This window comes from Kluyvera sp. CRP (genome assembly GCF_019930565.1).
Taxonomy (GTDB): Bacteria; Pseudomonadota; Gammaproteobacteria; order Enterobacterales; family Enterobacteriaceae; genus Kluyvera; species Kluyvera georgiana_A.
In genome coordinates this window covers 4,772,061-4,785,334 of the sequence record NZ_CP082841.1, presented here as the reverse complement: position 1 = coordinate 4,785,334, position 13,274 = coordinate 4,772,061, and the positions used below count along the sequence as shown (strand labels likewise).

General features: G+C 51.8%; 11 protein-coding genes. All 11 read left to right on the top strand.

Annotation, left to right across the window (positions count from 1 at the left end; genetic code table 11):
- Positions 1–243: 243 nt before the first annotated feature.
- The gene (locus K7B04_RS22645; RefSeq protein ID WP_114267054.1) at positions 244–873 is read left to right on the top strand and encodes a LuxR C-terminal-related transcriptional regulator; all 630 of its coding nucleotides are present in this window, start codon (positions 244–246) and stop codon (positions 871–873) included.
- Positions 874–1,128: 255 nt separating this feature from the next.
- On the top strand, positions 1,129–3,627 hold the full coding sequence (locus tag K7B04_RS24535; RefSeq protein ID WP_275957280.1) for an autotransporter outer membrane beta-barrel domain-containing protein: 2,499 nt from the start codon (positions 1,129–1,131) through the stop codon (positions 3,625–3,627).
- Positions 3,628–3,669: 42 nt separating this feature from the next.
- Positions 3,670–4,002, top strand: coding sequence for a hypothetical protein (locus K7B04_RS22635; protein WP_223803080.1), 333 nt, complete (start codon positions 3,670–3,672; stop codon positions 4,000–4,002).
- Between the two features lie 148 nt (positions 4,003–4,150).
- Positions 4,151–5,530 carry a diguanylate cyclase gene (locus K7B04_RS22630; RefSeq protein ID WP_223803079.1) on the top strand — a complete coding sequence of 460 codons (1,380 nt, stop codon included), beginning with the start codon at positions 4,151–4,153 and terminating at the stop codon, positions 5,528–5,530.
- A 253-nt stretch (positions 5,531–5,783) separates the two neighbouring features.
- Positions 5,784–6,017, top strand: coding sequence for a YgdI/YgdR family lipoprotein (locus tag K7B04_RS22625; RefSeq protein WP_167575302.1), 234 nt, complete (start codon positions 5,784–5,786; stop codon positions 6,015–6,017).
- An 830-nt stretch (positions 6,018–6,847) separates the two neighbouring features.
- Positions 6,848–7,345, top strand: a complete 498-nt coding sequence (gene tssB, locus K7B04_RS22620) for a type VI secretion system contractile sheath small subunit (RefSeq protein ID WP_163449220.1) — start codon at positions 6,848–6,850, stop codon at positions 7,343–7,345.
- 32 nt (positions 7,346–7,377) lie between these two features.
- A complete protein-coding gene (gene tssC, locus K7B04_RS22615) occupies positions 7,378–8,925 on the top strand; it encodes a type VI secretion system contractile sheath large subunit (protein WP_167575303.1) in 1,548 nt (515 codons plus the stop codon).
- Positions 8,926–8,939: 14 nt separating this feature from the next.
- Positions 8,940–10,283, top strand: coding sequence for a type VI secretion system baseplate subunit TssK (gene tssK, locus K7B04_RS22610; protein WP_223804215.1), 1,344 nt, complete (start codon positions 8,940–8,942; stop codon positions 10,281–10,283).
- Positions 10,280–10,969, top strand: a complete 690-nt coding sequence (gene tssL, locus K7B04_RS22605; protein WP_167575304.1) for a type VI secretion system protein TssL, short form — start codon at positions 10,280–10,282, stop codon at positions 10,967–10,969. The genes tssK and tssL overlap by 4 nt, the downstream gene beginning before the upstream one ends.
- Positions 10,966–12,678: an OmpA family protein gene (locus tag K7B04_RS22600; protein ID WP_223803078.1), complete on the top strand. Its 1,713-nt coding sequence runs from the start codon at positions 10,966–10,968 to the stop codon at positions 12,676–12,678. The genes tssL and K7B04_RS22600 overlap by 4 nt, the downstream gene beginning before the upstream one ends.
- Before the next feature lie 3 nt (positions 12,679–12,681).
- Positions 12,682–13,173, top strand: coding sequence for a type VI secretion system effector Hcp (gene hcp, locus K7B04_RS22595; protein WP_159378585.1), 492 nt, complete (start codon positions 12,682–12,684; stop codon positions 13,171–13,173).
- Positions 13,174–13,274 lie beyond the last annotated feature (101 nt).

The window sequence follows — 13,274 nt, the reverse complement described above, 5'->3', positions numbered from 1 at the left end:
ATTGTACCGTCGAGTTTTTTTGTAGTAATTATCTGATTTACATTCGCAGAATTCCTGGTCCTTCCCCGGAAGTTTTTTTTCCGCTTTTCTTTTCCTTTAGTTCCAAATGGTTATTTTTTCATCCACCTTTAGAGGGATGAGAATATTCTTCACCTTCATATTTATAAAAATTTTCACTCAGAAAAGCATATTGACAATATTTAACCCCAATGAAATTATTCGATCACGGATAAGGAGGGGACAATGATGTCGCTCAATAATGATTGTGGAAGAATCAACTGTATGAGTTGCCCTTCTAACTGTGAAGTTAAGCCCAATACTTCGCTGCGGGTTTCATTTTGCCAGAACTATTGTTTTTGTACCTGGCCGGAAGCGAGTGGCTATTTTTCTCTCGGGATCATGGAAGGGATTCTTAAGCAAAGCTATAACTATCTGTACCTTGGGTGTATTTTTGTTGATTTTTCTATCAGCTATCTGCGTTGTTTTACCGATAAACGCTGGATTGATTATTTACGTGAAACAAAATTAAAAATTGTTATCGTTTGCGATAAATACCTCAAACCATTGGCAAATTATTGGTTTAAGCACTCCAAAGACATTTTTCTCATCATATATCAACAGGATAAATTAAGCATAGCCTGTGAGAAATTAAAGAAACGTTTTATCTATCAACGCGATGCTTTCTTTCGCGGAGAGGTGCTGTCGACGCTGGAGTTTTCTGTGCTGAGCGGGCTGATCGCCGGCGAAGGCTGCAATCAGTTGGCCAGCGAACTCAATGTCGACATCCGAACGGTGTACGCCGCAAAGCGTCGAGCGGAAAAAAAAATGGGCGCAGATATTAATACGCTATTTCGGTTTTCGCACACTGTGTAAATGTGACTAAATAATCTATCTCTATATTTATAGCAATCACCTTGCGGTGAGGGAGGCCTGCACCCTAAATATTAAAAATGAATAAAAAGTATCCCCAGAAAACTCTACGTTGACGCCATGGTTAACGCGTTTTTCTATTATTGAGAAAAATAACGTCTTGAAAAAATATTAAAACAGGCACTAACAGCGACATAAAAGGAAGAAGACAAGGAGTTTATTATGATGCCGATACCTTTAAAACCCAGGAAGTTAGCATTGTGTATCACTGTCGCATTGCTGGCGACGAATATCAGCATGAGTGCCGTGTATGCCAACACGCTAAATGCGAATAACACCCTCTATTACTACTCATCCGGTAATCCAAACGGCAACAACAGCGACTATACCAACTACGATGAAGTGGTTATCACGACCAATGCGATAGCGTCAACCAGCGGGCTGAAAGGCTGGGCTATTTACATGAACGGCGAAAATTACAAGTTTAACGATCTCACCGTTAACACTTCTGGGATGTTATCTGATGGTATCCATACCAAAAACGGCGGCGGTAATATCGTCATTGAAAATTACAATGCGATAACCAGTGCCTACAGTTCCGATGGTATCAACCTGGGACGAGAACTGTCGGCAAACTATTCTCGGGTGACGGTGAATAATGAAACCAATATTAAAGCGGCGGGAATGGGCGTTCGTGCTAACGCCTCGGTAAACAATGCGAATGCGGTGGCAACCATCACCCTTAATGGGCCAACAACCATTGAAACCACCTCCGCAGGCTCTACTGTTGCGGGCTATACCGTTTATGCAGGACAGGATACGGAAGCCAACTCTACGGCGGTGAAGGGGAAGGCGGAAATTTTCCTGAACGGAGATAGTACGCTTAAAACGGTGGGTAAGAACGCCCATGCGGTCTATGCTCGCGCAGCGGGTACCATTTCTCTGGGAAATGTGGATATTTCGGCGACGGGAGCAACGGCTAATGGACTGTTTGCTTCCTCGACGACGGCCGATCAGCAGGCCGCTATTTACCTGGCCAAAAATGCCACCATTAATGTTGCAACCGGTTCGGCAATCTATGCGACTGGCGCTGAAGCGCGGGTGAAATCTTACGATCTCAACACCGCGACTGATGTGGCGGGCACCTATGTCGTTAATGGGGATATTGTCGCGGATAAGGGCGGGCAGATCCAACTGCATATGGCAGAGGATAGCGCGTTTACCGGTGTGACCAACTCTAACCAACTTCCCACCTCGGCAGCCGATGCCGGGACCATCGCGCTGACAATGGATGGCTCGCGTAGCCTCTGGACGATGACCGGCGATTCAGTGTTGTCATCACTGACGTTAAACAATGGCACAGTGGCATGGTCAGGCCCGTCGGCGGGAAATATCCTGACCGTGGCCGGGAACTACCACGGTAATAATGGTCTGCTGAAGCTCAATACGGTGCTCGGTGATGACAGTTCGGTTAGCGATAAACTGGTCGTTCAGGGCGATACCTCCGGAACCACACGCGTTGCCGTGGCTAATGCGGGCGGGAGTGGCGATAAGACGATTAATGGTATTGAAGTCATTCACGTCGACGGCGCTTCTGATGGCGATTTTGTGCAGGCCGGGCGCATTGTCGCAGGCAGCTATGAATACGCATTACGTCGCGGTGAAGGGACTGAATACAGTAACTGGTTCTTGATGAACGCACCGGCAACGCCAGAGCCCCCCGATCCTGAACAACCGGATCCTGAAAAACCGATACCCGAACCTCCCGCGCCTGAACAGCCGACGCTGCGTCCGGAAAGTGGTTCGTATATTGCTAACCTGGCCGCCGCTAACACGATGTTTACGACCCGGCTGCACGATCGTCTGGGCGATACGCAGTATATAGACATGCTGACGGGAGAAGTGAAAACAACCAGCCTGTGGATGCGTAATGTTGGGGGTCACACGCGTTTTAAAGATTCCAGCGGCCAATTGAGCACGCAAAGCAATCGCTACGTTTTGCAGTTGGGCGGCGATCTGGCGCAATGGAGTACCGACGGTCTGGATCGTTGGCATCTGGGTCTGATGGCGGGCTACGGTAACAATCAGAGCAACACGCGCTCTGATGTCAGTCGCTATCACTCTCGCGGTCAGGTGACGGGGTACAGCGTCGGGTTGTATGGAACCTGGTACGCCAATGATGAGAACAAAACCGGTACTTATCTGGACAGCTGGATCTTGTATAACTGGTTCAATAACAAGGTGTACGGCCAGGGATTAGCCAGCGAGAAATACGATTCCGATGGTATCACCGCCTCCGTTGAAGGTGGCTATAGCTTCCTGATGGGAGAGCGTAGCGACGGGCGTTCTACCTACTGGCTCCAGCCGAAAGCGCAACTCACGTGGATGGGGGTGAAGGCCGATACCCACACGGAAGCCAACGGTACGCGAGTAGAAGACAAAGGCGACGGTAATCTGCAAACGCGGTTGGGGATGAAGGCATTTATCAAAGGCCATAGCGCCGTGGATGAGGGGAAAGAGCGTGAATTCCAGCCTTTTGTTGAGGCTAACTGGATCTATAACACCCGGTCCTACGGTGTCGCCATGAATGGCGTCACGAACTATCAGGCTGGAACGCGCAATATCGGCGAGCTGAAAGCCGGCGTTGAAGGCCAGATAGGCAAAAATCTGCATATCTGGGGAAATGTCGCTCAGCAGATTGGGGATAAAGGCTATAGCGATACACAGGGTATGCTGGGGATCAAATACGCATTCTGATGCATTTAACTACCGCTGATGTGCTGTGGTATCGAGAACGCTATGAATATTTACGCTGAAGAGTTGCGCATCATTATGGACGTCATCATGGATATCATCTTTTACGCACGAGAGGAGAATCGAGGTGATGCGGCATTCCGTCGGTTGTTACATGAACTGGAGGCGCGAGAGTTTCCGGAATCCGTGAAAACGCTGTGTCAGCAGGCGGCAAACACCTGGTTTTTATCCAGCAGCATCACGGAGACGGCGGACAAAACGACACTACAGCAGTCGGCTACCGTATACCTGTTAGCGGCTTTTGGTCGAATCAATGCGCTGGCGACCATGGAAGAATACCTGGAGCAAAGGAATAAAGAGTTGTTCGGCCTGCGCTAAGTGGATAACTGTTTTCCCTGAAAGATTTGCCCCGTGAGAGACCACGGGGCTTTTTTTATGGCGAGTTAGCGCCCTTTCTTGTGTCTTACAACAAGTGAAACCATAGTTAGTTAACCACTCGTTTATCTATCTTGCGGGGATGTGGGCTATGGAGATGTATCTGCAAAGAATGAAAAAGGAGTGGCTGACGCTGCTCGACCAAACGGAACCTCACATCAGACAACAGGCTGCCGATATTGCCGTTGCCCATGCACAGGCGTTGAGCGTGGAGTTTTATCGCGTGGTCCTTGCCGATCCCCATGCTGAAGAGTTTCTCAGCAATGAGCAGGTTGAGAAACAACTTAAGACCGCACTAGAGAAATGGCTTATTGATATCCTCTCCTGCAATGTAGAGGACGTTGAGGGACTGATGGCTGCTCAGCATACCGTGGCGGAAGTTCACGCTCGCATCGGTATCCCTGTCGAGTTGGTTGAAATGGGATTCCGGGTATTAAAAAAATTACTCTATCCCGTCATTATTTATGGCCCGCAACCGTCGGCAGATAAATTACAAATTTATCACTTTGCTATCAATAGTATTGATTTGGCGATGGAGGTTATGTCGCGTGCCTTTTCCTTTAGCGAAAGCAGTATGGCTAAAGAGGATGAAAATTATCGGATTTTCTCGTTGCTGGAAAACGCCGAAGAGGAAAAAGAACGACAAATCTCTTCGTTGTTGTCGTGGGAGCTGGAGATTATTTACAAGGTCGTACTGGATGCCGATATCGGTAATACCCTGCCGCTGAGCCAGTCTGATTTTGGTCTGTGGTTTAATCACAAAGGTCGGCACTATTTCAGCGGCATTGCCGAAGTCGGGCATATTTCGCGCCTGCTACAGGATTTCGACGGTATCCTTTCCGCTATTAACGACACCACTAAACCACTCAACGCGAAGACACATCGCAACAAGTTTTTGCTGCAACTCAGAAGTACCGTTTCGCAGATTACGACGCTGCTACGCGAGTTGTTTGAGGAGGTATCCCGCCACGAAGTGGGGATGGATGTGCTGACAAGACTGCTCAATCGTCGTTTTCTGCCGACTATCTTTAAGCGAGAAATCGCCCATGCCAACCGCGTGGGGACCCCGTTATCGATCCTGGTGATTGATGTCGACAGGTTCAAACACATTAACGATACGTGGGGGCACAATACCGGCGATGAAATTTTGCGTCGTGTCTCGCAGGTATTTTATGACAACGTACGCAGCAGCGATTACGTTTTTCGCTATGGTGGCGATGAATTTATTATCGTGTTGACGGAATCCACCGCCCACGATACGTTGCGTACCGCTGAACGTATCCGCAGTCGCGTAGAGAAAACCAAAATGAAGGCGCCTGACGGTGAGGAAATTTTGTTATCGCTATCCATTGGCGCGGCGATGTTTAGCGGCCATCCGGATTATGAACGATTAATTCAGCTGGCGGACGAGGCGTTGTATATCGCAAAAAAACAGGGGCGCAACCGCGTTCAGATGTGGAAGCCTGGTTGATTTTTGCACTGTTTATTTAATCAATCACGTGCCGCTGGCATTCTCTCTTCACCTGCTGCCGTTATTCTGCATTCCGGTCATTATTAAGAAAGTCTCGGCCGCCTCGCCGTTCACATCCGGTGGGTTTCTCCAAAGCACGACGATGGCGAGATTTCGTCAGTCGGCATTGCGACACGATAGCGCATCAATCATCCATCCTGTTTGCCAGAAATCACGTAGCGTTCGCGTTTTATGATTTGAACAGGGATTCACTATGCGTAAACGCGCTTGCCTCACGCTCATCCTGCTGACGGGCCTTCTTTCTGGCTGTACGACGGCTTACACCATGACCACGCGAACGGGAAAAACTATCGACACGCAGGGAAAACCGGTCGCAGATGCTACCACCGGCATGACCACATACGCGGATACCTTCGGTTATCAGCGTGTGATAGCGACCAGCGAAATTGTACAAACCACGAAGGGCAATACGACGCTGGGGTGGTGATAACACATGACGATGATGGGTTGAAGAGCTGTGTGGCGATAGAATGCATGAGGACGGGCGCTATCGCCGCTCAGTATTCATGCATTTTTATTGCGTTAACGCAGCGTATGACCAAAATAAATCAATCGGATACCATCAAGAATAATATGTTTAAGATGAACGTTTTGATTTTCAGTGGTCAACTATTATTCTTTCGCTTTAAAAACAACGACGCTTCAGGAGGCTTATCCTCACCTATTTCGATATGTGTAGACAAGGACAGTGTGTTGTGAGGACTGGCTCGGGCATAAATGCGCCTTTGTTCACCTCGTTGCTGATATCTGCCGATATTGAAAAAATTATCTCTGCGATCCTAATCTGGAGCCGAGTAACCTCCTGCCGATAGTTAGCTTAACATAATCATCAATCAGACTCGATCAGGAAATTGATTGCGTTATTCAAAAGAGCACTCTCTAACGTGAAAATTCTTATTTTGGAACTGTCCAAATTAGGAATTTTTCTTGCTTGAAATGTTAATTCACCTATTTATACTGCTCTCGGTGTTGTTTTATTTTTATATTGATTTAAATCAATTATCTTCTTTTATTGCCTAAATAAACCAGACCTTTTTTATTACCTGGGATATCTCACTGGTAACAAGGTAAATATTAATGAAAAACTCTGCTTTTTCTGAGGTGTGAACGAAGAATTCGGAGGAAAATTCCTAAAATTCAGCATTTGACAGATCTAAGATCTGTAAAGTTGATCTTGACTCGAATATTATCCTGCTGTTTCATGCAAAAGTATTACACGCGTTATGGCGATTGAGTATAACAACGAGGGTTGGTTAGATGAGCGATAGTTTCCAAAGTGAGGTGCCTAAGGCACGTATTAACTTAAAGCTGGATCTGCATACTGGTGGCGCAACGAAAAAGACGGAATTACCTCTAAAACTGCTGGTGGCGGGGGATTTCAGCAACGGTCAGGAGGATGCATCGTTGTCTGAACGGGTTAAGGTTAATATTAATAAAAACAACTTTGATGCAGTCCTTTCCGAATATTCCCCAAAAATAAATCTTACCGTTAAAAATACGCTGGCAGATGATGGCAGTGAAGAAAACATCAGCCTTGCATTCCAGAGCATGAAAGATTTCACGCCAGAACAGGTTTCCCGTCAAATACCGCAACTGAAGGCCATGCTCTCGATGCGTAATTTGCTGCGCGATTTAAAAGCCAACTTATTAGATAACCAGGCTTTCCGAAAAGAGCTGGAAAAAATCCTACTGGACCCGGCGTTAAGCGCAGAGCTTCGCGCCGAACTGTCTGCCCTGGCCCCTAAACAACCCTAACCGTCACCCGGTAATCACGGATTAACCAAGGAATGCTCATGTCTGTAAAAAATGAAAACGCCGCGGCTGGCGACAGCGTTGTGCTGGAACGTCCTGCTGCGGGCGGGGTGTACGCGTCGCTGTTTGAAAAAATCAATCTTAGCCCGGTGTCTGAACTGAGCGCGCTGGATATCTGGCAGGATGCCCAGGCGATGTCGGATGCCACCGCGGATGAACGCCTGACCGCCGGTATGCAGGTGTTCCTGGAATGCCTGACCAAATCGGGTTCACGAGTCGAAAAACTCGATAAAAACCTTATCGATCACCACATCGCTGAACTTGATTACCAGATTAGTCGTCAGTTGGATGCGGTAATGCATCATGAAGAGTTTCAAAAAACGGAAAGCGTCTGGCGCGGTCTGAAGTCACTGGTCGATAAAACGGATTTCCGCCAGAACGTCAAAATCGAACTGCTGGATATGTCGAAAGACGACCTGCGTCAGGACTTCGAAGACAGCCCGGAAATCATTCAGAGCGGCCTGTATAAGCACACCTATATTGACGAATATGACACCCCGGGCGGAGAACCCATCGCCGCGCTGATTTCGGCGTACGAGTTTGACGCTTCGGCGCAGGATGTCGCCCTGCTGCGCAATATCTCGAAAGTGTCCGCTGCCGCCCACATGCCGTTTATCGGGTCCGCCGGGCCGAAATTCTTCCTCAAAGAGTCCATGGAAGAGGTGGCCGCCATTAAAGATATCGGCAATTATTTCGACCGTGCCGAGTATATCAAGTGGAAATCTTTCCGCGAAACGGACGACTCCCGCTATATCGGCCTGGTGATGCCGCGCGTGCTGGGGCGCCTGCCGTATGGTCCGGATACCGTGCCGGTTCGCAGCTTTAACTATGTGGAAGAAGTGAAGGGGCCGGATCACAATAAATATCTGTGGACCAACGCGTCGTTCGCTTTTGCCGCCAACATGGTGCGCAGCTTCATCAACAACGGCTGGTGCGTGCAAATTCGCGGCCCGCAGGCTGGCGGCGCGGTGCAGGACCTGCCTATTCATCTGTATGATCTGGGGACCGGTAATCAGGTTAAAATTCCTTCTGAAGTGATGATCCCGGAAACCCGCGAATTTGAGTTCGCCAACCTCGGATTTATTCCACTTAGCTACTACAAAAACCGCGATTACGCCTGCTTCTTCTCAGCAAACTCGGCCCAAAAACCGGCGCTGTACGATACCGCTGACGCTACCGCGAACAGCCGCATCAATGCCCGTCTGCCGTATATCTTCCTGCTGTCGCGCATCGCGCACTACCTGAAGCTCATTCAGCGCGAAAATATCGGTACCACCAAAGACCGTCGTCTGCTGGAGCTGGAGCTCAATACCTGGGTTCGCAGTTTGGTCACCGAAATGACCGATCCGGGCGACGAACTGCAAGCTTCTCACCCGCTGCGTGACGCCAAAGTGGTGGTGGAAGATATCGAGGACAACCCAGGCTTCTTCCGCGTGAAGCTGTATGCGATCCCGCACTTCCAGGTAGAAGGGATGGACGTGAATTTGTCGCTGGTTTCCCAGATGCCGAAGGCTAAATCGTAACCGAAGGCAGGAAGCTGATGAAAACGGAACAACCGTTATGGGGCAGGGGCGTTATGGTCTCTCCCCAGCACTTCCAGCAACAGGCCGCGTATGCGGCCTGGTCTGCCGAAGGTATTGCCCGGATGGGCCTGTCTCAGCCCTGGGGCGTGATTCATGTTGCTTTCGAAACGGATACGCTAAAGCTGGGGCGCCTGCAGGCCAGCCATTTACACGTGCGTTTCCAGGACGGCACGCTGATCGACACGGACAATGCTGACGCCTTACCGCCGACGTTGACGCTCGACCACGAATCACATGAGGTGATTGTGGTTCTGGCCCTGCCGCTGTTGCGGGCGAACGGCGGTAATTGCCTGAAACCGGAAGAGGTGGCCGAGCGGCCAGTCCGTTTTCGTCAGCGCTGGCACGATGTCCGCAACACGTTTGGTGACGATACCCGCCAGATTGCGGTCATGCAGCCGGAGCTGACCCTGCGTTTTGCCCATCAAAACAACAGTGATTACCTGACATGCGCGGTTGCCCGTTTGCGGCAAGACTCGCAGGGCGGTTGGGTGATGGATGAGACGTTTCTTCCGCCTCTGCTGACGCTGCAGGGCAGCCGTTGGCTGGTATTACAGCTTGAACAACTGATGACGCAGCTGCGTGCCAGACTCAGTCGCCTGATGGCCATGCGCCGGGAAAGTAACGAACGCATGGCCGATTTCGCCGTGGCGGACGTTTCGCTGTTTTGGCTGCTTAACGCCCTGAACAGCGCGGAGCCCGTGCTCGGGCAGTTTCAGCGCAACCTGCAAAATCCCCCGGAGCGGCTATATCCGGAGCTTGCCCGCCTTGCCGGTAGTCTGCTGACTTTTTCACTGGAGCATCAGGTTAGCGCCATTCCCGCCTGGCACCATGAGCAGCTAAATCAGGTGTTCCCGCCGCTGTTTGATCTCCTGAGCGACCTGCTGGAAGCCAGCCTGCCGTCGCGTGTGGTGGCGATTGAGCTTGAATATGATGCGCGGCTTCACTTCTGGCAGGCTCGCCTGCACGACCCCCGCCTGCGCGAAGAGGCGGATTACTACCTCTCTGTGCGATCGCCGATGCCGGTGGCGCAGTTGCAGGAGCAGTTCCCGCGTCAATGCAAAGTCGGCAGCCCCGATCACGTCAGGAGCATAGTGAACTCATCGCGTGTTGGCGTGCCGCTTACGCCGCTACGTCATGTGCCTGCGGCTATTCCGCTGCGTCTGGAAAATCAGTATTTCAGTCTTGATGTGACCCATCCTTTGGCGGCCGAAATGCTGCAGAGCGGTTGCTGCATGTTTTACGTTCCGGGGATGCTCGGCGAGCCTGAACTTGAACTCTTTGCGGTATTAAGAACATGAATGAGCATAAACACGGAAAAGCCGCGCCTATTGATATCGACGGCCTTCTGCAGGACACCTGGCTGCAGGTCATTAGTTTGCGCTATGGCCCGATTTTTCAGGAAGGCGAAGGACGCTTGCTGTGGGAGCGCTGTGTCGCCGACGTGGAGCGCGTCCAGCGTGAGCTTAAAGCCAGCGGGCTGGATGAGGCAAGCTGCCAGCACATCCTGACCGCGCAGTGCGCCCTGCTTGATGAAACGGTCAAAGGCCGAGGCGTCGACGATGATGCCTGCGTGCAGTGGTATGACATTCCCCTGCAGGGGCGTTTCCTCGGCACCATGGATGCCGGTGATACGCTGTGCGAGCGGATGCGCGAGGTTCTGCATGAGCCGGCCCCCGAGACGGCGGTGGTGACCTGTTTCCAGCGGGTGATGATGCTGGGTTTTCTCGGTCATTACCGTTCGTTGAACGATCCGGAGCGGCAAAAACTGGTTGAGGCGCTCAGCGAACGCGTTGCGCCATTTAGCTATCCGCAGACGCATCCCGTGCTGGCGGAGTGCCAAAACGGGTGGAATCTGGGCGGCTGGCTGGCGTCGTGGCCTGTGCGTATTGCGTTAAGCGCTGTTGTTGTCGCCGCGCTCTGGTGGGGGCTGGATCATTGGCTTAATCAAACGCTGTTAACCCTGCTGCCGGGAGCGGTGCAATGAGTCCTGCACAACGGCGCGGGCTGGTTCTATTGGCAGCGGTGCTATGCGCCGCGGTGTGCCTGTTTTTTTTGCCGGTTAACCGGTGGATTTCCGTTCTGCTTCTGCTGGTGATTTTCGGCCTGACGGCGACGTTTTGGGTGATGACTCGCCGCCGTCATCAGGATGAACTCATGCTGCGTCTTGAGAACCTGCCGGAAGCTGCATACCGCCAGCCTGTCGTCCTGGTTTGTGGCGATCTGCCGCTCTCCTGGTCGCAGCCCTCGCAGGTGTTGACCGTAACGCAGGGCTGCTGGATTCGGGTTGAAGAGTATCAGGAGCTTGAGCAGGTCGCGCGTGAGCTGCTAAGACAGCGTCCCGACTGGGGACGCCAGCTGTCGGTCATGGTCAGCGTCTGCCCGCAAAAACATGCAGACAGCGAAGCACTGACCAGCCGCCTGTTATCGCTGCGTTGGCAAATTAGCCAGTTGCGTAAGACATTCGGCCACGATGTGCCGCTGGTGCTCAATGCTCAGGTGGGTAGCGCCATGGTGGACGATATGCTCTGGCAGGCCGCTATTCCGGATGAAGGGGTGAGGATTTGGCGTGCTGCTGCTGCCCCAAGCTCCATTGCCGCGTGGGTCAGTACCGGCGGGGCAATCGCCATGCAGCAGCAGGTCTTGATGAACAGCCTGGTGAGCTGGTTTCGTCAGTCGGTCAAATCGGTATTTATCGATGAGAATCCGGATGTTCCGGCTATCGTGCCGACGGCGGTGCTGTGGGGGATTGGCCCGATTGTTGCGGGAAGCCTGGCATCTTCTCTCTGGACTGCCTGGCTTTCTCGCCACACCGCGATGCAGCAGGTTGGAGGCTGGCAGCCCGTAGGCACCGACAGCACCGTACTCTCTCCTTTTCCTGATTTTGTTCTGCCGCTATTGCCGGAAGGCAGAGGCTTAACGCCGCGTGCCCGTACCCGGCGCTGCGCGTTGGGCATCTTCACGCTGGCTACCCTCGCGGCGCTACTCTGCAGCGGCTGGAACAACGATCGGCTATTGCACCGCGTGAGCTTTGATATCGCCCACTATGACGCGATCGCCATGGATAACTTCGGCCCGAAAGCCGATGCCCTTGCCATTCTGCAACAGGATGCCGCGCAGCTTGACGATTGGGCGCGCAATGGCGTGCCGGTCAGACTGAGCCTTGGCCTGTATCAGGGGGAGCGCCTGCGGTTGCCGGTACTGGAGGCGATTCGCACGTATGTGCCGCCGCCCCCGCCGCCCAAACCGCAGCCGAAGCGAAAGCCAATCCCGAAAATTATCCGCCTCGACAGCATGTCGCTGTTCGATTCAGGCAAGTACGACCTTAAATCGGGCTCCACCAAACTGCTGGTCAATTCGCTGGTTGGCATTAAAGCCAAACCGGGCTGGCTGATTGTGGTGGCGGGGCATACCGATAACACCGGTAATCCGCAACTGAACCAAACGCTGTCTCAGAGACGTGCCGAAGCGGTGCGCGACTGGATGCGTGATACCGGCGACGTACCGGAAAGCTGTTTTGCGGTGCAGGGCTACGGTGAAAGCCGTCCGATCGCAACGAATGATACGCCGGAGGGCCGTGCGCTCAACCGCCGTGTCGAAATCAGTCTGGTACCGCAGGCGAACGCCTGTCTGATACCAGGCCAACCCTCAGCGTCATCGCAGGATGATGACGCTTCACAACACAATGGAGAGTAATCCATGGCAATTCCTGTTTATCTTTGGCTGAAAGACGACGGCGGCGCGGACATTAAAGGTTCTGTAGACGTTCAGGATCGTGAAGGCAGTATCGAAGTGGTGGCGCAGGAGCATAACCTGTACATCCCAACCGATAACAATACCGGCAAGCTAACCGGTACGCGTATCCACACCCCGTTCCTGTTCACCAAAGAAATCGACTCTTCCAGCCCGTATTTGTACAAGGCGGTCACCACCGGTCAGACCCTCAAGTCTGCGGAATTCAAGTGGTACAAAATTAACGACGCGGGTCAGGAAGTGGAGTACTTCAACACCAAACTTGAGAACGTGAAAGTGGTGAAAGTGAATCCTGTGATGCACGACATCAAGAATCCTTCTTTCGAGAAGCACAATCACCTCGAGCAGATTGAACTGCGTTACGAAAAAATCACCTGGACCTACAAAGACGGCAACATCATTCATTCCGATTCCTGGAACGAACGCGCCACCGCGTAAGACCGATGCGGACAGTTTCGCTGTCCGCAATTTTTTGCTGAGCGCCTGTCCTGACAGGCATTGAGCAAAGAATCACACAATCTACCTGCCTGACCTGATGC